General features: G+C 42.6%; 20 protein-coding genes. 13 read left to right on the plus strand and 7 right to left on the minus strand.

Going from position 1 to position 16,746, the window contains the following annotated elements:
• The first annotated feature begins 20 nt into the window (after positions 1-20).
• From AC0VXY_RS03875 to AC0VXY_RS03915, 9 genes are all read left to right on the plus strand, one after another.
• The gene (locus AC0VXY_RS03875) at positions 21-875 is read left to right on the plus strand and encodes a class I fructose-bisphosphate aldolase (protein WP_435993132.1); all 855 of its coding nucleotides are present in this window, start codon (positions 21-23) and stop codon (positions 873-875) included.
• Positions 856-2,211 (plus strand): phenylacetate--CoA ligase family protein, encoded by a 1,356-nt coding sequence (locus AC0VXY_RS03880; RefSeq protein WP_435993130.1) that lies wholly within the window; start codon positions 856-858, stop codon positions 2,209-2,211. The genes AC0VXY_RS03875 and AC0VXY_RS03880 overlap by 20 nt, the downstream gene beginning before the upstream one ends.
• 25 nt (positions 2,212-2,236) lie before the next feature.
• Positions 2,237-2,755, plus strand: coding sequence for a tetratricopeptide repeat protein (locus AC0VXY_RS03885; protein ID WP_475526963.1), 519 nt, complete (start codon positions 2,237-2,239; stop codon positions 2,753-2,755).
• Positions 2,742-3,680 carry an ABC transporter ATP-binding protein gene (locus AC0VXY_RS03890; protein WP_435993126.1) on the plus strand — a complete coding sequence of 313 codons (939 nt, stop codon included), beginning with the start codon at positions 2,742-2,744 and terminating at the stop codon, positions 3,678-3,680. The genes AC0VXY_RS03885 and AC0VXY_RS03890 overlap by 14 nt, the downstream gene beginning before the upstream one ends.
• 31 nt (positions 3,681-3,711) lie before the next feature.
• Positions 3,712-5,070: an ABC transporter permease gene (locus AC0VXY_RS03895; protein ID WP_435993124.1), complete on the plus strand. Its 1,359-nt coding sequence runs from the start codon at positions 3,712-3,714 to the stop codon at positions 5,068-5,070.
• A 25-nt stretch (positions 5,071-5,095) separates the two neighbouring features.
• Positions 5,096-5,662: a hypothetical protein gene (locus tag AC0VXY_RS03900; protein WP_475526964.1), complete on the plus strand. Its 567-nt coding sequence runs from the start codon at positions 5,096-5,098 to the stop codon at positions 5,660-5,662.
• 81 nt (positions 5,663-5,743) lie between these two features.
• Complete coding sequence (locus AC0VXY_RS03905) at positions 5,744-6,970, plus strand: amino acid racemase (protein ID WP_475527804.1); 1,227 nt, start codon at positions 5,744-5,746, stop codon at positions 6,968-6,970.
• A 3-nt stretch (positions 6,971-6,973) separates the two neighbouring features.
• Positions 6,974-8,473: a class I adenylate-forming enzyme family protein gene (locus AC0VXY_RS03910; protein WP_475526965.1), complete on the plus strand. Its 1,500-nt coding sequence runs from the start codon at positions 6,974-6,976 to the stop codon at positions 8,471-8,473.
• An 11-nt stretch (positions 8,474-8,484) separates the two neighbouring features.
• Positions 8,485-9,291: a lysostaphin resistance A-like protein gene (locus AC0VXY_RS03915; protein WP_475526966.1), complete on the plus strand. Its 807-nt coding sequence runs from the start codon at positions 8,485-8,487 to the stop codon at positions 9,289-9,291.
• 61 nt (positions 9,292-9,352) lie between these two features.
• Here the strand turns inward: AC0VXY_RS03915 and AC0VXY_RS03920 are convergent, their stop codons facing one another.
• The 4 genes from AC0VXY_RS03920 to AC0VXY_RS03935 all read right to left on the minus strand — a co-directional run bounded on the left by AC0VXY_RS03920 (position 9,353) and on the right by AC0VXY_RS03935 (position 12,144).
• Complete coding sequence (locus AC0VXY_RS03920) at positions 9,353-9,856, minus strand: DinB family protein (RefSeq protein ID WP_475526967.1); 504 nt, start codon at positions 9,854-9,856, stop codon at positions 9,353-9,355.
• Positions 9,857-9,940: 84 nt separating this feature from the next.
• Positions 9,941-10,381, minus strand: coding sequence for a YybH family protein (locus tag AC0VXY_RS03925; protein WP_475526968.1), 441 nt, complete (start codon positions 10,379-10,381; stop codon positions 9,941-9,943).
• A 44-nt stretch (positions 10,382-10,425) separates the two neighbouring features.
• Entirely contained in the window at positions 10,426-10,800 is a 375-nt protein-coding gene (locus AC0VXY_RS03930) for a YciI family protein (RefSeq protein ID WP_435993112.1), read from the minus strand.
• Between the two features lie 90 nt (positions 10,801-10,890).
• Complete coding sequence (locus AC0VXY_RS03935) at positions 10,891-12,144, minus strand: RNA polymerase sigma factor (protein WP_475526969.1); 1,254 nt, start codon at positions 12,142-12,144, stop codon at positions 10,891-10,893.
• 244 nt (positions 12,145-12,388) lie between these two features.
• Between AC0VXY_RS03935 and dhaK the strand changes: the two genes are divergently transcribed.
• Positions 12,389-14,146: a dihydroxyacetone kinase subunit DhaK gene (dhaK, locus tag AC0VXY_RS03940; protein ID WP_475526970.1), complete on the plus strand. Its 1,758-nt coding sequence runs from the start codon at positions 12,389-12,391 to the stop codon at positions 14,144-14,146.
• Positions 14,147-14,225: 79 nt separating this feature from the next.
• On the opposite strand, the gene AC0VXY_RS03945 is transcribed toward dhaK, so the two are convergent.
• The 3 genes from AC0VXY_RS03945 to AC0VXY_RS03955 form a co-directional block, all read right to left on the minus strand.
• Positions 14,226-14,528, minus strand: a complete 303-nt coding sequence (locus AC0VXY_RS03945; protein ID WP_475526971.1) for a hypothetical protein — start codon at positions 14,526-14,528, stop codon at positions 14,226-14,228.
• Positions 14,529-14,599: 71 nt separating this feature from the next.
• Complete coding sequence (locus AC0VXY_RS03950; RefSeq protein ID WP_475526972.1) at positions 14,600-14,944, minus strand: hypothetical protein; 345 nt, start codon at positions 14,942-14,944, stop codon at positions 14,600-14,602.
• 86 nt (positions 14,945-15,030) lie between these two features.
• A complete protein-coding gene (locus tag AC0VXY_RS03955; RefSeq protein WP_475526973.1) occupies positions 15,031-15,384 on the minus strand; it encodes a hypothetical protein in 354 nt (117 codons plus the stop codon).
• 149 nt (positions 15,385-15,533) lie between these two features.
• Between AC0VXY_RS03955 and AC0VXY_RS03960 the strand changes: the two genes are divergently transcribed.
• The 3 genes from AC0VXY_RS03960 (at position 15,534) to AC0VXY_RS03970 (ending at position 16,734) form a co-directional block, all read left to right on the plus strand.
• Positions 15,534-15,803 (plus strand): DUF3949 domain-containing protein, encoded by a 270-nt coding sequence (locus tag AC0VXY_RS03960; RefSeq protein WP_475526974.1) that lies wholly within the window; start codon positions 15,534-15,536, stop codon positions 15,801-15,803.
• 202 nt (positions 15,804-16,005) lie between these two features.
• Positions 16,006-16,434 carry a YwqH-like family protein gene (locus tag AC0VXY_RS03965; RefSeq protein WP_475526975.1) on the plus strand — a complete coding sequence of 143 codons (429 nt, stop codon included), beginning with the start codon at positions 16,006-16,008 and terminating at the stop codon, positions 16,432-16,434.
• Positions 16,435-16,734 (plus strand): DUF5344 family protein, encoded by a 300-nt coding sequence (locus tag AC0VXY_RS03970; RefSeq protein WP_475526976.1) that lies wholly within the window; start codon positions 16,435-16,437, stop codon positions 16,732-16,734.
• Positions 16,735-16,746: the final 12 nt, after the last annotated feature.

The raw sequence follows: 16,746 nt of genomic DNA on the forward strand, positions 1-16,746 counted from the left end.
CTTGAAAAGGGTGGTTTAAGATGAGTAAGTCTCTTAGAATGAATCGATTGTTTCATCCAGTTTCACGCAATGCAATCTTTTTTCCTGTAGACCACGGAACAACATTAGGGCCACTGGGGAAGTTAACGGACATTCCTGCACTGTCTAAGATGGCTGAAGAAAACAATTTTCAATCCATAGTAGCACACAAAGGCACCATTCACTGGGCAATCGAAAGAGGTGGTGAAACCCGGAACATGAATTATCTTCTCCACCTTTCTGCTTCCACCAATTTTGTATTGAACGGGGAATTTAAACAATTGGTTTCTACCATTGAACATGGACTCAGGATCGGGGTATCCGGTATTTCCGTCCATGTGAATCTCGGGGTCCAAGAAGAGCCTGCCATGTTGAAGGATTTAGGACTTGTCTGTGATGAAGCCTATAAATGGGGACTTCCGGTATTGGCAATGATGAACGTATTTGGAGAACAGGCCCTCAATCCCAATAAGAATAGTATTGCTCATGCGGTTCGTGTAGCAGGTGAAGTGGGAGCGGATATCGTCAAGGTGAAATACCCGGGAACGATAGAAAAGATGGAAGAAGCCATTCAAGCATTCCCCATCCCTGTATTAATATCCGGCGGAGAAAAGTCTAATGATCTTATCGCATTATTTAAAGAAATTCATGTTTCAATGAAAGCTGGAGCAAGAGGTGTATCAATAGGAAGGAATATTTTTGAAGATAGGTATCCTGCTGCAATGTCCAAAGCGCTGTCAAGTCTTGTTCATGATTTTGTCCAACCGGAAGAAGCGGTGGACATCTATCTGGATCATTCCGCTCAACTGGAAAATTCTTATTTAGGGAGTGAAAACCATGGAGTTACAAGCTCATAAGTATTCACGAAAAATGGTGGTCGATATTGATTCGGACCTTACTTATGAAGGGCTCCTTCCCTTTTTCGATCAAGTAGAGGCGGAAGGGCGATCGTTTGATGCCCTTCCAAAGGAAGAAATCCTTTCTTATCAATTAGAAGCCGTAAATGCTCTTCTAGAACATGCGGTCAATAACAACCGGTACTTTCAAGAGACCTTTCATATGAACGGGATTTCAAATCCTGCATTGAATTCCCTCGAGGACATAGCGAGATTGCCGTTCTTGCACAAAGAGTCGATCCGGGGTGATAAGAGCAAGCTTTTATGTATGGATCCCAAGGAAATCGGTCAAGTCCACGTAACGTCGGGTACTACCGGGAAGCCGATATATACCTCTTTTACATTGGCAGATCAATATATTTATGAGTTATTGCCTAAATATACAATCCTTTTTCCAGAAAGCGACCAGGATGTAGCTGCGGTTGCTTTGCCCTATGAATTTGCCTTGCCTGGTTTAGGCTTTCAAAGGCTCTTTCAGTTTTCCTTTGGCTCGACGGTCCTGTCATTAGGAAAAGGTGGATACATGGCCCCGGTCGACAAGTCCCTGGAGTTGATGAGGGAATTTGGAGTCACCGTTTTAGCCACTACCCCTTCATATGCTGCCCTTTTAGCCGAAGAAAGCGTGAAGCAGGGGATTGACATTCAGCGGGACATTGGATTAAAGAGAATGATCTTAACGGGTGAAGGGTGCTCTTATGAGTTTCGAAATAGATTGGAAGTGCTTTGGGGGTGTGAGGTCTCCTTCTTCTATGGTTCCACAGAGTGTGGTGTGATCGGCATTGAGTGCAAAGAGCACAATGGCTATCATATCGCTGAGGGTCATGTGAAAGTAGAGATTGTAGAAGCTGAGGGAGAACAGGTATTGGATCACGGGGAAATCGGGGAACTCGTCGTGACGACTCTGCTTCGTGAGGGGATGCCGATGATCCGGTACCGGACCGGGGACATTGGATATTTAATGAAATCCGAATGTTCATGCGGCTCCCAGATGGATCTCTTACAGTTGAGAGGTAGATTGGAGAACCAATTGAATATCGGCGGTGAACAATACTCACCATTCTTATTGGAGAATTGCCTTTTAAAGATAGAAGGTGTCGGGCTATGGTATCACTTCGTCATTGAAGAAGATCAAAGCATTACGATAGAAGTTGAAAGAAGCATGGACTGTACGGATGAGAATCTGAAAGATCGCATAGAAGCGGAGATGAACGCTCTTTTTTCCACCTCTTTTAAAGTTGTCATTACAGAAATCCCCAGAACATTCGGTAAAGCGAATAGAATGATTATTCGAAAATAATATCAATCATAGGTGGTGAAGAAACATGAAAGCAGCCGATTGGATAACCAAAGGGAAGAAAAGTTTCCTTGCAGAAGATATGGCAGCATCCAAAAAGTATTTTCAATCTGCAATACAAGAAGAACCTGATAATGGGGAAGCGTACGCCTTTTTAGCTGCAGTCTATGGAAAACTGATGGAAAAAGGGGGATTCATGGATAAAGTCAAATATCTCCCACAATTTGAGAAGACCATCTCCACGGCTCTCAAATTGGATCCCGAATCCACTGTTGCAAGAAGAGTCAATGCGTTCAGGCTGTTGAAGACCCCGAAAGAATTCGGGGGGAACCCCAAGAAAGCGATCGGTGAATTCCTCTTTTGTATAGAAAGAGGTGTTACGGACTCTGATCTTTACTATGGTCTCGGACTTACCTATATACAAGTAAAAGATTACGTAAATGCAAGAGAAGCATTTGAAAGAGGGATCGAGATAAAACCGGGGGATGTATTGATTCAGAAAGAACTGGAATTCGTTAGTAGGAGAGTGGGCAATGGCCATCATTGAAGTAGCGGATATTGAGAAGAACTATGGAAATCATCAGGTCATAAAGGGAATAGATGTGTCCATCGATGAGGGAAAGGTATTCGGTTTACTAGGACCAAATGGAGCCGGGAAAACAACGTTGATTTCAATGTTGAGTGCTCAATTGCCGGTGACTTCAGGGAATGTGATGATCGCCGGAATGAACCTGGATAAAAATGTAAAGGAAATCAAAAAGCTGATCGGGATTGTCCCCCAGGACATTGCCCTCTACCCGGAATTGAATGCCGTTGACAACCTTACATTTTTCGGTGCTTTATATGGTTTGAAACGGAAGGAATTGAAAGAGAGAGTCAATTGGATACTGCAGATGGTTGGGTTGGAGGATCGTGCGTCAGAACCGGTCAAGAATTATTCAGGAGGCATGAAGCGAAGGATCAACATTGCGGCAGCTCTTCTCCATGATCCACGGATCGTCTTTATGGATGAGCCTACTGTAGGGATCGACCCCCAATCAAGAAATAAGATCTATGAGTTGATCGAGTTACTGAAACAAGAGAAGAAAACCATCATATATACCACCCACTATATGGAGGAAGCAGCCGTCCTTTGCGATACGATTGCCATTCTGGATGATGGTCAAATAATTGAGCATGGTACCACAGAAGAATTGTTAAAGCAGCTTCACGGGGGGATATTGGAGCTTCATATAGACGGGGATATGGTAAGGGAAGAGGTACAGTCCCTGGTAGTACAGGATGACTGTGTCATTGAATGTATTCAGACGAAGGATAAGCTGTCTTTCCTGGTGACAGACGCACAGGAAGCTCTTGAAGTCATAATGGGCTCTCTGAATTCAAAGGGTATAAAGGTCAGTTCCGTCAATACAATGCCACCTACCCTAGAGACACTTTTTCTCCATTTAACCGGAAAAGAGTTAAGAGAATAGTAAAATTTCAGATTAACTGGAGGAGGAGAACGTGAAGTTTCTACCGATTGTAAAAAAAGACTTAAAACTGATTTTTAAGGACAAGGCAGCCATCGTCGTCCTGTTCCTTCTACCTATTATGTTCATCAGTGTGATGAGCTTTGCATTAATGCCTGTTTATAATGGAGGGTCTGATTCCACTATATCCATCGCTCTCATCGACCTAGATAAAACGGCAGAGTCGAAGGGGTTTATAGAAAGCCTCCAAGATGTTGATGGATTGACCGTCGAAATGAAAAAAGATGGAAAAAAATTCCGTGAAGAGGACGCCGAGGAATTAATACTAGGAGATTCCTATCCGATGGCGGTTGTCATCCCGGACCAATTCGGAAAGAAAGTGAAAGAAAACGAGAAAGTAATCCTGGAAAGCTACATCGATCCTGCTCAATATAATACAAGTTCAGTCTTGGTCAAAGCGTTAGATGGTGTTTCAAGTACATACTCCGCTCAGTTTACCATTGAGAAGATGGTTGACAATCAAATTACGGAAGTAAATGAAGTAGTGGATGATCGAATTACAGAGTTAACGGAAGTATACGAAGGGAAAATCGATGAATTGACGACAGAGCTCAATACACTTGTACAGAGTGTTCCTGCCAGTCAACCGATCGAGATCGAGCCCGTTGAAGTGGAAGACCAGAATACGAATGTAGAATCCATGAGGGCATCATTACTGGAACAGGCAAATGACTCTGTGGGAGAACCATTAATTACGGTAGATGAGAATCTGGGCGTTAGACAGAATGCCGATAAGCCTGACTCATTTCAGCAGAACGTTCCAGGTTATACAGTGATGTTTGTTTTCTTTATTGTCATGTTTGCAGGACGTTCTTTTTTGACTGAAAGAAAAGAAGGAACGTTCAGAAGGATTCTATCTGCCCCCATAGGCAAATGGAATTTATTCATTGGGAAAATGATTCCCAACTTCCTTATCAGTCTCATGCAATGCTTTGTCATGTTTGCCATTGGGCATTTCGTGTTTGGTATGTCACTTGGAAATTCCATCCTTGGACTAATTGGAATTTCAATATGTTTGGCATGGGCAAGCACTGCGGTCGGAATGTTAATTGCCTCTTTGGTCAGGTCTGAGACGCAGATTGTCGGTGTTTCCATGATGATTGTATTAACATTGGCGGCATTAGGGGGGACGATGGTCCCGTTATTCATCATGCCTGACATTATGCAGAAAATAGCTTTATTCACCCCACATGCATGGGCATTGACTGGATACCAAAGCCTTCTAGTGAGGGGGATGGGATTCACTGATGTATGGTTAAATATGCTTGTTTTGTTCCTATTTGGAATCGCGTTTATCCTCATAGCGGTTTGGCGTTTACGATTTGATGATTAGAAATAGGATGAAAAAGGAGGAGACCATGAATCATTTAGCTGATGTGTATAAAGACGTAATCTATAAACTTCTTTTAACGTCTAATGGAAGAACCACCGATATCCTGGAAGTGTTGGCTGGCGAAGATCTTGAGTTGAAAGTGGAGAATCAAACAGCGGGACAGGTGAATGGAGACAACGGCAGGTTGACGCCGTACATATACCGTGAATCCCATATCATCACCAAAGATTCCAAGTTCATTCTCTCTCATAACTTTGCAAAAATCTATCCGGAATTCATTCCGAACGAGCTGGGTAACAAAGTCAGCGGAAAAACGGAAGGGATAGGAAAAAGCATAAAGAATATGGATATCATTTCGACCAGGAGAATTCTGGAATATGGTTGGAAGTATTGTCCGGAAATTGTTGATCTTCACGGTAACACGTCTCACTTGATTTTTGAGGTGAACGACAAAGTCCCTTTTAAAGAGTATGAAATCAGCTTTGAGCAGAACGGGCGGCCAGGTATTCATTTATTGGAATATTTCAATCCTGCCATCCTGAATAACATAGCCTTACCTTCTGAGCAGAAGGTGGAATTGTTTGTAAAATGATGGGGCAGCCTTTCCGGTGAACGTTTGGAAATCTCCCCGGATCCTATGCAACCATAAGAGGAGGAACCTAAATTGATAAAAATGAAGCACGTCGGATTAGTAGGGGTTTCAGCAGTTGGAGCTGCCCTTTGTTATCAAGACTTGATCATTAAATGCTTGAAAAAGTTCGGAACACACCCGGAAGTAACCCTCCACACCATGCCCATTAATCAATTCAGCAACTCAGACCTGAGCAAAACAGGAGAGGTACTCATGACTTCCCTTACCTCTTTAAAAAATGCAGGTGCTTCCGTCGCTGCACTAACGGCCAATACGACTCATTATGCCGTAGAAAGTATCAGGGACCGACTCCCTCTGCCTCTATTGGATATTGTGGACTTGACCGTTAATCAATGCCGGGATGAGCAGTTTAAAAAGGTGACTGTACTCGGAACCTTTGTAACCATGCAGTTTGGATTATATGAGAAGAAATTGAGTCAATACGGAATAGAGCTGGTCCAGCCGACGCTTCAAGAACAGGAAGAAATAGATCGGATCATCTCAGAGGAATTACAAGAAGGTATCGCGAAGGAATCGTCGAAAGAGTATATTAATACTGTTTGTAAAAGAGTATTAGATTGTGATACAGAAGCCATTGTCCTTGCCTGTACAGAATTACCACTCATCTCATTTGAACATCCGTCCATCCGGTTCGTGAATCCGAACGAATTACTGATTGATGAAATCATCCGGAACTGTCTTGATGAAGAAATAAAAGAGGGAACACACGACGAAGAGGTGCAAAAGGACAAAGGGAATTTCAAAAGTATGTCGGGATTTTTCAAGTATCATCAACAGACAGACGTTTCGGGGATTCTGAAAAAAGGGATCGACGAACTCAATCTGGATCATCTGGATGAGGCATTGGAGCACTTCGAGGATGCGACCTGCCTGGATCCGGATGATCCCGAGGCACACGCGTGGATTGCGATTACATTGGGATCCAAGATGGAAGAAAGCAATGCTTTGCTCAAAGTAAAACTGCTCCCTAAATTTGAAATGGCTGTACAGAGATGTGTGGAACTCGAAGCCGAGTCCCTCATTGTGAAGAGATTGACCGGTACCCGCTTGATTAAAATCCCTCAAGAATTCGGAGGGAGTTTAGAAAAAGGAGTGGCAGAACTTGAGTACTGCGTGAATCATGGATTAAAAGATCCTGATATTTATAGACTCATCAGCTATACCTATTTACAACTGGGAGATTTAAAGAAGAGTGAACAGGCATTTAAGCTGGCCGAAGACCAGATATATGAATTAAGTAGGGGATAAAAAATGACGATTATAAAAAGCATCAAAACGTTCGCCAGATTTCATCCGGATCGGTTGGCATTAGTAGATGATGATATTTCTCTGACTTATGGAGAACTTGAAATCCTCAGCACGAATTGGGCATTGACATTTCTCCAGATGGGGATTCAAAAGAATGATCGAGTGATGGTTTGTATGAAAAACAGCAGCCGGTTCCTTGCCGTCATAGTGGCATTGGAGAAATTGGATGCCACGATCATGCCGATGAACTATCAGCTCTTTCAAAAAGATGTTAAGGACATTTGTGGTAAATATAACGTCAAATATGTCATAACAGAGTTGTATTTCCAAAGTACTTTCACTGGTTTGGAAGATAAGACCCACTTTGTTGAAAACCTCACGATCGGTTTCATGGATAGAAATGTTACTACGGCCTCACATTTATTCGAGCACTATGATGATGAAAGTGAAATGATCTTTTTTACATCAGGATCAACAGGGAAACCGAAAGGAATTTCACTCTTAAAGAAATCGTTGAATCCCACGGTACTTCCTGATTTTTTAAAGAAGAAATTTTCAGTTCATTTACTGGTGCGTCCCATGTTCTTCCGTTCTCACTTGACTTTGGCCTATAACACGATTCTTCAGGGAGATACACTGGTGGTCAGCCGTTCAGACGATCCAGGCACCATCTATCAATTACTAACTGCAAATCTGGTAAAGCAGATGACTTCCGGGCCGACGGATTTATATGAATTGGTAAACTATATGGAGTCAGAGTCTAAAGAAGCACCGCATTCTTTGAAAGAAGTGATGACAACCGGCAGAGCTTTGCCAGATGGTTTAAAAGAGCGCATGGCATCCCACTTTCCAAGATGTGACATCATTGATTTTTATGGAACAAGTGAAATAGGTGCGATATCATCCATCAGTAAATCAGAATGGAAAATGAAAAATCGATCTTCCGGAAAACCGGAATTTTTCGTCGATGTAATCATAATGGATGAAACAAAGGGAAAGGCAGCACCATTGGTTCCTGGAGAAATCTGTGTAAAGTCCAAGTATGCCATGAAAGAATACAAATTTGAAAAGGATGTAACAGCGGATTCCTTTGTCGATGGATACATCCGTACTGGAGATGTGGGCTATTTAGATGAAGACGGATATCTATTTATTGTAGGCAGGAAAAATGAGGTCATCAATCGGGGCGGATTTTATTTCTACCCTTCTGAGCTGGAAAATAGCATGCTGGAAATCAAAGGGGTTCAAGAAGTGGCCGTCCTTCCCGTTCAAGATGATAAATGGGGCCAGGTCCCCGCAGCATTTGTCGTTTTAAAAGAAAGTCATCAACCATTTGACGAGCTGGAAATGAAAGAGTATTTAAAAACAAAGCTATTGCTCACACTTCCGGCGCACAAGATTCCCGAATACGTTACATTCTTGAAAGAGATGCCGTTTAATCTCGGGGGGAAAATCGACAAACCAAAACTTTACGGTCTTATGACAAATGTAGCCACTCATTGATAGGAGATAACATGAAAAACACGAATATGTGTATGATCCATATTATCATCGGGGTTCTTTACTTACTTGGAATCGTATTAGTTTCATATGGTATTAGTGCACAATGGGTATTGATCATAACGGTCATTTTCTGTGTTCTCGCTTTTTTACAAAAGGAACTGCGATATCTTATGATGATTTTGTCTGCCTTTCTAGTAAGCTTTTATGTTTACGTTCTCTTAAGCGGTCTTTTTCGTCACCATACGGATGATCTTATGCTGATTGTGTTAATGGATCGTCTCTTATTAAGCCTCATCATTATCAGTATTGTCGTAACAGCCATCGTATGTAGAAAGCCGTTCTCGCTGAACCTGAAAAAGCCCAAGTGGGATAATCCCATCTATTTCCCTTTTATCACACATGGTTTCCACTCCATTAAGATCAAACGATTCTTTCAGCTTTCAGTACTTGGAAATATGGTGGTATTCACCATCCTTCTATTCATATTTGGTGACTGGGAAAGAATGAAGGACTTACTTGTTTTTGCGTTGGCTTTTTCCGTGGTGAATGCTTTCCTGGAAGAGTTACTCTGGAGGGGAGCGTTCTTTCAGATACTCTCGGAACAAGTATCAATGCTTTATGCCCTTATCCTGACAAGTCTTGCGTTTGGCCTTCATCATATTGCCATAGGCATTCCATTTGCTGCTGCCATCAGTTTTTCTATAGGAGGCTTTTTCTTTGCGGTTGTGAGGAATAGAAGTGAAAGTGTCATCCCATCGATTCTATGGCATTTCATCATTAACCTCTTTATGGTCTTTAGTGGATTCATCATTCATTGATCCATACCCGCAGGAAGCAAGGGGACGGTTCTCTTGCTTCCTTTTTTATTCAGAAGAAGCATCAGAACCGTCCCCATGCTTCATCTAACTCATACTTCTGCCGCAGATGGTGACGAAAATGCATTCCAACGAGGTCAAACCATTCCTGGGCATTCAACCATCCAAAGCCTCCATGCTTCTGTTTGTAGTTTGGGTGGATTTCATCTGCTTTCACTTTCAATTCTGTCATTCGTTTTATTAGTTGATCGAGCTCTCGTATAATATCCTCTTTCGTTTTTGTATTGTCCGGGGCAGCATTAAGTTCGGGCGGTAACTGGATTTTAATTGGCGGGAATCCACCAATGTTAAATAAGTATTCTCCAAACTCTGTTTTCCCCTGTGTTTGCTCTCCAGCAGCCAGCGCACAAGCTTCAACACTGTCCAGATACTCATGTGCCACGACAAGTAGATGGTCATACATTTGACCGATGGACCAGACCCCTTGCTCAGGTACATACCTGAGTTGCTCCAACGAATAGGTTTGTAGGAAGCTTTTGTATGTTTCGATCAATTTAAGGTCATTCATGTTCATTTCTCCTCTTTCATACATTTAATAAAAAAAGCACTTCTCCTTCTTGAAGAAATGCACTATTTTTCTCTACCAATTCTATTATTTTGGGTTGAAGATACCTTTTCCCGTTTGCATATCGATTGGCAATGAAGAATGTTCGTGTGTGATTAGCCAAGCTTCGTTCTCTTTTTTTAAGCAAAATGTGAAACGGTTGGTCATTTGACGATGTTTCTCTTCGGAATTCCCCCTGAAAGCAGAGTAAGTTACTGCACAGTGCACGTATGCTATATTCGTATTTTCCTCAATAACTAAATCATTGATATCCACTTGTAGTACATAGTGGTCTTCCTTCAAACCATTAAACCACTCTGTAACACTATCTTTCCATAAAGAAAGACCCTTACACTCCCAGTTTCCCCAGCAGTCATAAATATGTACGTCTGCCGAATAGATAGATAGGAATTTTTCAACATCGCTTTCGTAGACGGCGCGTTTGTACGTTTCAAGAACGTCCTGAACCAATCCCGCTCTATTTGTCATATCATCCACTCCTTAAAAATAGTGTGAAAAACATTATGGCTAACTCACTTATCATTCTTAAAAAAATGAACTGGACGGATCTCGATTCGCCACCCAAATTCTTCTCCTATATTCAATTGCGTGGTCGGATGAATAGAAGCAAGTTGGATCGCCTCATCCATGTTTTCTGCTTCAAAAATGAATATGCTGCCAATCAGCTCTTTCGATTCTGTAAACGGCCCATCTGTAACCATGACCTTTCCATCCACACGGCGCAAGTTCTTGATTTCTGACTCCAGACCTGCATCAAGCAGCACCTTCCCACTTTCGTAAAATTTCTCCGTGTGCGGCTGGCATTCCTCCATCACAGCCTCTATTTCCGCACTTGGACGTGCATCCATTTTTTCAGAGTTGAAATAGCCCATACATAAAAATATCATCGTCATCTCTCCTAGGTCACTCGAATTTTTTGTATCTATTCATACAACGATCAGCAAGTCGGAAAATCGACATAACGAATAATTAATTTTTTATTTCATACAATCTTCAGCCTGTTTTAATAGAAATTTCTGTTCTTGTACATTTTGGGTTAACGAAGCAGCACGCTGGAATTCTTTATATGCTTCTTTTTTTCTTCCTAGCTTTAGGAGGAAATTCCCCTTGGTGCTTGGAAGTAAATGATAATTCTTCAACGCTGGTTCCTTAAGTAAAGAATCGACAATTTCCAAGCCTGCAATTGGTCCATAGGCCATTGAAATAGCAACCGCCCGATTCAGTTCAACGATGGGAGAAGGAGCAATATGTGAAAGCGCACGATAAAGAGTTGAAATTCGCTCCCAATTGGTTTTTTCTGGTGAGTCGGCTTCTGCATGACAAGCAGCTATAGCAGCTTGCAATGCATACAATCCAATTGTGCCTCCCAGGTCTTCTACTTTTCTTAGTGAAGCAAAACCCCGGTTGATGTGTTCCTGACTCCACAACGAGCGGTTTTGATCCAATAGCAAAATCATTTCACCTTCCGTATTTGTTCGGGCTTTAAAACGAGATGCTTGTATTTCCATTAGCGCAACAAGACCATGAACTTCCGGTTCCAGACGAATGAGTTCTGCTAAAGCTCTTCCCATTCTTAATGCTTCGTTACATAGATTCATTCGAATCAAATGTTTACCTGTAGAAGCCGAATATCCCTCGTTGAACATAAGATAGATCACTTCCAAAACGGAAGAAATCCTTTCTGCATACTCAGCCTTCTTAGGAACCTCGAAAGAAACATTGGCTTCTACAAGTTTTCGTTTTGCCCTCACCACTCGCTGGGCAATCGTCGGTTCAGGTACAAGAAACGCGTTTGCGATTTCTTCTGTTGTCAGTCCCCCAACCAGTCTTAGGGTAAGGGCTACACGTGCGTTTTTTGATAACACCGGATGACATGTCATAAAAATCAGCTTCAGTACATCGTCCTTAATTTCTTCATCCATTTCATCAGCCAAGTCATAATCGTACTGAGTATTCATCGAGTAAGCCATTTGTTCATATTTTTGATCCAGCCGTTTTTTTCTGCGAAGCATGTCTATGGCTTTTCGTTTAGCCACAGTCATCAGCCATGCACCAGGGTTTTCCGGAATATCAGAGACTGGCCAACGCTCAAGTGCTATGATCAGTGTGTCTTGAGCAAGATCTTCAGCAATGCTTATATCCTTCACGATCCGAGTAAGTGATGCGACTACTTTAGCTGATTCCGCTCTCCAAATCGACTCAATTCTTTGGTGGATTGAAGTCTCTTTCATGTGTTTGTTCCTCCTTTCCCCAATGCATTACGCATTCTAAATCAAAATGAAACCAATATGGGAATCACACCCTAATATTAATTGTAAAATTCTGATAATGTCATTTTATCATAAGATCAATAGTGACAGTGCTCATTTTCACATCAAGAAGAAGCATCAGAACCGTCCCCATGCTTCTTACTTTCGTTTTAACGAGGTGAGTGAGATAATTTGAGCAATCACAAAACTGAAGGAGGAGTTATGAATGAAGAAAGTCATGAATGAACCTGAAGATTTGGTCGTGGAGATGTGCAATGGGATGGCCATGGCTCATCCGGAGCTTGAGTTTATGAAGAAGTATAAGGTGATGAAGAAAAAGGATTTGAATGAAGAGAAGGTAACGCTGATCAGCGGCGGAGGAAGCGGACATGAGCCTGCGCATGCGGGATTAGTTGGGAAAGGGATGCTCGATGCTGCTGTGTGCGGTGACGTGTTTGCATCGCCTTCTCAAATTCAGGTCTATCAGGCGATCAAGGCGACGGCCGGTAAAAAGGGAGCCCTCTTGGTCATTAAGAATTACAGCGGGGATATCATGAATTTTAAAAATGCGGCTCACATGGCTTCAAAGGATGGCATCCCTGTGGAATACGTCAAAGTGGATGATGATATTGCCGTGGAAGACAGCCTTTATACAGTGGGACGCCGTGGTGTCGCGGGAACCGTGTTGGTACATAAAGTGGCCGGAGCGGCTGCTGAAGAAGGAAGGGACTTGCTGGAAGTGAAAGCCGTGGCGGAGAAAGCCGCCGAGAATGTCCGCAGCATCGGATTCGCCCTGACATCCTGTACGGTCCCAGCCAGTGGATCTCCGACGTTCAAATTGGCTGACGACGAAATCGAATATGGTGTCGGAATTCACGGAGAGCCGGGGACAAGACGGGAAAAAACCGCGTCCGCTGACGAACTGGCAGATCGTATGGTAAATGACCTTCTGAAGGATTTGAAGATGGAAGATGGGGATTCTTCCGAGATTGCGGTCCTTGTAAACGGCTTTGGAGGGACTCCGCTACAGGAACTCTACCTTTTCAACAATTCCGTTACCCGGATTTTGGCCGATAAAAAAATCCAGATTAATCGTACCTTTGTCGGCAATTACATGACAAGCATTGACATGGCAGGCGTTTCCCTGACCGTGATGAAGCTTGATGAAGAGTTGAAAACATTGCTCTCAAGTGAAAGCACTGCGCCTGCGTTCAGAGTGGACGGGCCGGTCCCGGGTGTGGAGTACATCGATCTCGAGGAAGATGAGGAAACGAAACCAGTCTCCTTCGAAGTAGAAACGCCGGAAGAACATGCTGTGATTAAAAATGATAGAGCGACACTCGAAAACATGATATATCTTGTGGACAAAATGAGCGACATCATCATCAAGAATGAAGTACCATTCTGTGAATTGGATTCACATGCCGGAGACGGGGATTTTGGAATGAGCGTTTCCAAAGGCTTCAAGCAATTGAAGCGGGAGTGGAAAGACATCCTTAGTCAGGAGAATCTCACCATAGGAAGCTTCCTGGATGCAAGTTCCATGGTCATCATGGAATACTGCGGAGGTGCTTCCGGTCCAATATGGGGATCTGCGTTCCGTGCGGCAGGGAAAGCGGCAGAGGATCGAAAGGAACTGACCGTGGGAGAATTTGCGGACATGCTGCAAGCGGCCGTGAAGGGAATCCAGGATACAGGCGAACGATCCTTCGGCAGAGGAGCAGAAGTCGGGGACAAAACCCTCGTGGATGCACTCGTTCCTTGCGCGGACTCCTGGTCGGAAAGTGCGTCAAACGGAGCTGACTTCAAGACCGCGTTTGAAAAAGGAGCAGCGGCCGCTGTAGAAGGAGCCGAGAAAACCAAGGATATCGTTGCCCGGATGGGGCGTGCCGGTACGGTTGGGGAACGAAGCCTTGGACATCCGGATGCAGGTGCTTATGCGCTTGGGGTAATATTTACGGAGCTTGCGGAGAGTTTGAAGTAAAGGTTGATGGAAGCAAGGGGACGGTTCTCTCGCTTCTTTTTTTTGTCGGTTGGAAGCGGGAGAACCGTCCCTGTGCTCCTTAAACAATAAGTTCTTTTATCAAGGAAAGGAAAGTGTAGACGATAATCGAGAGAACTCCTTGAACAAACAGCGCAAGGATAAATAGGATCTTTCGGACAAACCAGTTGTACTTTCCGATTTTCGTGTAAATATAGTACCCAGATCCAAGCAGTCCCTTTTGGAAGGTGTTCTGTATTTTTTGAAAGACGGTGGTAGCGGGACGATAAATGGACAGGTCGTAGAAGTTCAGCATGGTCCTCTCTAAGAGCAGGATTGTGCAGCCGTATGCGAACTGGATGGCTAGTACGGCAGCAATGGCCAATAAAATAAATTCACCAATATCATCAGGCGTAAGAACATAACGTTTTCCTTTCTTTTTCCCTTAGGAATAGTTTAGAATGATCGCCAATGTAGCAATTCCAAAATGATTTCATACAGAATAACCGATAGGATGGCTTGTATTAGTAAACATCCCAGTAATAAGACCTTACCCAGCACCCAATTCAATCTTGACACTTTGGTGTAAAGAAGATACCCAAATCCAATGGTGGTCTTCTGAAAAACGTTACTCATTCTTTGAAATGGATTTTCAGGCTTTTCGTAAATGGAGATTGTGTAGAAATCCACCATGGTTCTTCCAAATAATAAAATCAGACAACCGAAACCGAATTGTGTGAGTAAGATGGCAATCAATAGATACTTTATGAATTCAATGATTGTTGGGAGAATCAATAGCATGTGTGTCTCCTTTTTAGAAGCATGGGAAGGTTGCTTCGCTTCATTTATATGAGTTGGAAGGGGGAGAACCGTCCCCATGCTCCCCATTAAATAATCAAACCAAAGATTAAATCAACCAGCCAGGCCAATAGGTAATAGATGATAATGGAAAGAACGCCTTGCACAATCAGCGATAGCAAATATAGAATCTTTCGCACAAACCAATTGTACTTTCCGATCTTCGTATAAATGTAGTATCCGGAACCGAACATGCCCTTTTGGAAGGCGTTCGTGATTTTTTGAAAGATCGTGGTTGCAGGGCGGTAAACGGCCAAATCGTAGTAATCCAACATGGTTCTTTCCAATAAAAGAATGGTGCATCCATATGCAAATTGGGTGGAGAGGACCACGATGATGAATAGTTTGATGATATCAGTTATGTAATCTACATACACATACATATGAATCTCCTTTTCTAAGCAACTCTCTATCTATCATACTCAAATTATCCACCTGACAAAAGACTTCCATTAACGAAACTTTCCAATTCAGTTAAACGTATACATATATAAGGAGTAAAAACAGTGATGTACTTAAGGAGGCAGTCAAAATGAAATGGTATATCTTTCTAGCTGTTATCGGGATATATGTGTTGATTTCCCTGTTGATCTTACCTATGCAATATCGCTTCTTGATCGCTTTAAAAGCTGAAGAGGAGAAGAACCGGTTAAAAGGAAAGAAACAGGGGGATATGTATGATGCCATGAACGCTGGTGAACTGAGCCTTCATGGGAATATGCAGGGGAACCCGTTGTTTTTTCTGGCTAATCTTTTTGCTTCGATTTTGTATAGAGTGAGGCATGGTGGGGGTGGGAAGTGAGTCATCGACATATAGGGGGTTTTTAATGTTTAAAAGGTTTGGGTTCATAAAAATGGTGGTACAAAAGAATCATGAATAATTTCCTTTTTTTGTTATGTTCTCGTTACTGAGTAGAATGATGAACAAAAGGGTGGTACGATATCAAAGGTGATTGGAATTTTATAGGTATTTTAGCGGATTAATTGGTAAGGGAGATGCCGAAATGGGACTCTACAATGAGTTAAATTACATTCAGAGTGTGATCCATTCCCAATCGAGCGATATTCAGGAAAAGATTTCGCGGTTGAGGGAAGCGAAGAACGCCATTTTGCATGAGCAAAGTCAACTACTTAGTGAAATTAAGCAAATACAGCAGCCGGAATTACATAAAAGTTGGGTGGGCCCAAGGTCTGAAGAATATCAAACGGACCGGGATTCTGCCCTCCATGCCATGAGGCAGATCGGACATGAAAACTATGACGAATATGTCAGCTCAATAGAATCAAAGATTCATTTATTGGAAGCTCAGCAGGGTGTTATCAGCTTCTATGGTCATTTGGCTAATGACGCAGAACATTTACTTTCAAAAGGGGAAGATTTTTATGAGCAGGTTTCTCATAAAATCAGTGACTTGAAAGGGAGGTTGTTTTAGATGAATGTGAGCCCGGTATCTGGAGGAGGATCAGCTCAGCAAATAAAGCTTAACCATCATGCGGTCATGGCGAAACTGAATGAAGTGATGCACAACCTGGAACGGCTACAGTTGAATCCACCTGCACAAGAGCAGTTGGGACGGAACAAGCTGCATTATACAGATGCATGGATCCAACGTGAACAGAACATTCACCAGATATTGAAGGAATACATCGCCGTTGTTGAAAAAAATATACAAGATACAAAAGCGAATGTAGAGGTTTTAAAAGAACAGGATGAAGCCGTAACCAAATCCTGAAAGAAAGGCAGA

Source organism: Rossellomorea sp. QJM3NY_18 (genome assembly GCF_056173145.1).

Excerpts from the sequence above, each read along its gene's own strand:
- AC0VXY_RS03915 (WP_475526966.1), top strand. The coding sequence starts at position 8,485 with ATGAAAAACACGAATATGTGTATGATCCATATTATCATCGGGGTTCTT.
- AC0VXY_RS03905 (WP_475527804.1), top strand. The coding sequence starts at position 5,744 with ATGAAGCACGTCGGATTAGTAGGGGTTTCAGCAGTTGGAGCTGCCCTT.
- AC0VXY_RS03880 (WP_435993130.1), top strand. The coding sequence starts at position 856 with ATGGAGTTACAAGCTCATAAGTATTCACGAAAAATGGTGGTCGATATT.
- dhaK (WP_475526970.1), top strand. The coding sequence starts at position 12,389 with ATGAAGAAAGTCATGAATGAACCTGAAGATTTGGTCGTGGAGATGTGC.
- AC0VXY_RS03890 (WP_435993126.1), top strand. The coding sequence starts at position 2,742 with ATGGCCATCATTGAAGTAGCGGATATTGAGAAGAACTATGGAAATCAT.
- AC0VXY_RS03955 (WP_475526973.1), bottom strand. The coding sequence starts at position 15,384 with ATGTATGTGTATGTAGATTACATAACTGATATCATCAAACTATTCATC.
- AC0VXY_RS03965 (WP_475526975.1), top strand. The coding sequence starts at position 16,006 with ATGGGACTCTACAATGAGTTAAATTACATTCAGAGTGTGATCCATTCC.
- AC0VXY_RS03885 (WP_475526963.1), top strand. The coding sequence starts at position 2,237 with ATGAAAGCAGCCGATTGGATAACCAAAGGGAAGAAAAGTTTCCTTGCA.
- AC0VXY_RS03925 (WP_475526968.1), bottom strand. The coding sequence starts at position 10,381 with ATGACAAATAGAGCGGGATTGGTTCAGGACGTTCTTGAAACGTACAAA.
- AC0VXY_RS03935 (WP_475526969.1), bottom strand. The coding sequence starts at position 12,144 with ATGAAAGAGACTTCAATCCACCAAAGAATTGAGTCGATTTGGAGAGCG.
- AC0VXY_RS03900 (WP_475526964.1), top strand. The coding sequence starts at position 5,096 with ATGAATCATTTAGCTGATGTGTATAAAGACGTAATCTATAAACTTCTT.
- AC0VXY_RS03910 (WP_475526965.1), top strand. The coding sequence starts at position 6,974 with ATGACGATTATAAAAAGCATCAAAACGTTCGCCAGATTTCATCCGGAT.
- AC0VXY_RS03950 (WP_475526972.1), bottom strand. The coding sequence starts at position 14,944 with ATGCTATTGATTCTCCCAACAATCATTGAATTCATAAAGTATCTATTG.
- AC0VXY_RS03875 (WP_435993132.1), top strand. The coding sequence starts at position 21 with ATGAGTAAGTCTCTTAGAATGAATCGATTGTTTCATCCAGTTTCACGC.
- AC0VXY_RS03970 (WP_475526976.1), top strand. The coding sequence starts at position 16,435 with ATGAATGTGAGCCCGGTATCTGGAGGAGGATCAGCTCAGCAAATAAAG.
- AC0VXY_RS03920 (WP_475526967.1), bottom strand. The coding sequence starts at position 9,856 with ATGAATGACCTTAAATTGATCGAAACATACAAAAGCTTCCTACAAACC.
- AC0VXY_RS03960 (WP_475526974.1), top strand. The coding sequence starts at position 15,534 with ATGAAATGGTATATCTTTCTAGCTGTTATCGGGATATATGTGTTGATT.
- AC0VXY_RS03930 (WP_435993112.1), bottom strand. The coding sequence starts at position 10,800 with ATGATATTTTTATGTATGGGCTATTTCAACTCTGAAAAAATGGATGCA.